The 2,675-nt window shown below is 67.0% G+C and carries 2 protein-coding genes; both read right to left on the bottom strand.

The features are described from left to right. Window positions 1–88 precede the first annotated feature (88 nt). Window positions 89–1,054, bottom strand: a complete 966-nt coding sequence (locus BGN95_RS22250) for an agmatine deiminase family protein (protein WP_286774021.1) — start codon at window positions 1,052–1,054, stop codon at window positions 89–91. Next, on the bottom strand, window positions 1,051–2,675 hold a 1,625-nt coding region (locus BGN95_RS22245), incomplete at its 5' end, for a M28 family metallopeptidase (RefSeq protein WP_502688333.1). The genes BGN95_RS22250 and BGN95_RS22245, both read right to left, overlap by 4 nt.

Genomic DNA, 2,675 nt, shown 5'->3' with positions numbered 1-2,675 from the left:
AAAACCGGCCATGGATACCTCGACCCGCTTGATCAACATCACAGATGCTCCCTTGTTCAAGGGAGGGGAGTGAAGAAGAGGGTGACGGTTACCCCGGTATCTGCTGGCTGATGCAGTGGAAGCTGCCCCCGCCGGTGAGGATCGCATCGGCGCGCAGCCCGACCACCTCATGCTGCGGGAAGATCGCCTGGATCGCCTGCACCGCCGCCTGATCGTTCGCCGCGCCGTAGAGCGGCACGACCACGCTGGCATTGCCGATGTAGAAGTTCATATAGCTCGCCGGCACGATCTCGTCGTCGCGGATCACGCGGCCGGGGGAGGGGATCGGCACCACCGCCAGCCCGAACGCCTCGGCGCGCGCCGCGGCCTGCTGATAGACCTGCCAGTTGGGATCATTGTCCGCCGCGACCGGGATCGCCAGCCGCCCCTCGCCGACGAACCGCGCGAGATTGTCGACATGCCCGTCGGTATGATCGTTGAGCAGCCCGTCGCCGAGCCACAGCACGCGATCATAGCCGAGGTCGCGCTGGAGCCGCTCCTCGATCTCGGCCTTGCCGATATGGCCGTTGCGATTGGGGTTGAGCACGCATTGCTCGGTGGTGACGACCAGCCCGGTGCCGTCGCCGTCGAGCGCGCCGCCCTCGAGCACCCAATCGCATGGGACGATGCTCTTCTTCGCGCGGCGGGCGAGCCGTGCGCCGATATCGTCGTCGCCGGGCAGGTCATATTTGCCGCCCCAGCCGTTGAACGCGAAATCCCGCGCGGTGCCGTCGCCGGTCAGGATCACCGCGGTATCGCGCAGCCAGATATCGCCGAACCGCTCGACGACGACCTCGGCGAACGGCGCGAGTCTGGTCGCGGCGACACCCGCCTCGGCATCGGCGGCGACCAGCAGCACCTTCTCGCCGCGCCCGTCGGCATGCACCGCCTTGGCGAAGGCGGCGACTTCGGCGCGCGCCTCGTCGAGGTCCTCCTGCCACAGCTCGGCGTGCGACGGGAAACCGATCCACACCGCCTTGTGGTGCGCCCATTCGGGGGGAGGGGGCAGCGTCACTTCGTGGCCCCCCGCGAGGTGTCGCGGATCGCGCGGAATTCGGCGGTCGGATACCAATTGGGCCATGCGTCGCTGTCGGCCAGCTCGCGCCCGAGCTGATAATAGATCGTCAGATCCTGCACCGCGCCCGACCAGTCCCACTTGGGATCATATTCGTCCTGCGGCTTGTGATAGCGGTGGGCGTTATAATCCTCCGCCGCCGCGCGGCCCGCAGCGACCCCGCCGTTGACCAGATCCTCGCCGCTTCCCCCCGACAGCATCGGCACGCCGAGCTTGGCGAAGGAGAAATGGTCGGAGCGGTAATAATGGCCCTTCTCCGGGGTCGCTTCGGCCACGATCGCGCGGCCCTGCGCGGCGAGCAGCGGCTTGACCATATCCTCCAGCTCGGACTTGCCCGCGCCGGTGATCTCGAAATCCCTGGTCGCGCCATTGACGTTGAGCACGTCCATATTGACCCCGCCGACCGTCTTGCCGAGCGGGAACACCGGATGCGCCGCATAATAAGCCGAGCCGAGCAGCCCGCTTTCCTCCGCGGTCACCGCGAGAAAGGCGATCGAGCGCCGCGCCGGCCCCGCCTTCGCCTGCACCTCGGCCATCGCGATCAGCCCGGCGACCCCCGAGGCATTGTCGACCGCGCCGTTGCAGATCCCGTCGCCGTCGACCGGATCGCAATGCCCCAGATGATCCCAATGCGCCGAATAAAGCACCGTTTCGCCGGGCGCGCTCTTGCCCGGCAACAGCCCGATCACATTGTGCGAGGCGCTGCGACGGATCGTGTTCGAGAAGCTGCCGGAGAATTTCGTCCCCAGCGGCACCGCCCTGAACCCCTTGTGCTTCGCGGCTTCGGACAGCGCCGCGAAATCCTTGCCCGCGGCGGCGAAGATCTCTTTCGCGCGGTCGAGCTGGATCCAGGCGACGATCTCGCTCTGGTCCATATGGTTGTTGGCTTCGTCCAGCTCGTGCTGCGCGCCGGTCCATGACGAGCGCACCACCGCCCAGGGATAGGCGGCCGGCTCGGTATCGTGGACGATGATCGCGGCGGCGGCGCCCTGCCGCGCGGCCTCCTCGAACTTATAGGTCCAGCGCCCGTAATAGGTCATCGCGCGGCCCTCGAACGGGCCGGCGCCGGCGCCGGCCTCTTTGGTCTGCCAATCGGGATCGTTGACCAGGATGACGACGGTTTTGCCCTTCACGTCGACGCCGGCATAATCGTTCCAGCCCTTTTCGGGCGCGTTGATGCCATAGCCGACGAACACCATGTCGCTGGCCTTGAGCGAAATCTTCGGCACGACGCGATAGGTGCCGGCGACGATATCGTCGCGATAGGCGAGCGTGATCGGTTTTTTGCCCCCGGTGACGGTGAACGGCGCGATGTCGGTGGCGGTGATCTCCACCATCGGCACGTCCTGGGTCCATTTGCCGTTATTGCCCGGCTGGAGCCCGGCGGCCTTCATCCGCTCGACGATATAGGCGACGGTCTTTTCCTCCCCGGCGGAGGTCGGCGCGCGGCCCTCATAAGCATCGGAGGACAATTCCTTGGTCACCGTTTTCAGCGTGTCGACCGGGATCGCCGGGGCCGCCGGCTCGGCGAGCGCCGGGGTGGCGAGCGCGGTGGCGAGAA

The organism is Sphingomonas sp. 66-10 (genome assembly GCF_001897045.1).
GTDB lineage: Bacteria > Pseudomonadota > Alphaproteobacteria > Sphingomonadales > Sphingomonadaceae > Sphingomonas > Sphingomonas lycopersici.
This window is presented reverse-complemented; position numbering and strand designations above follow the sequence as displayed.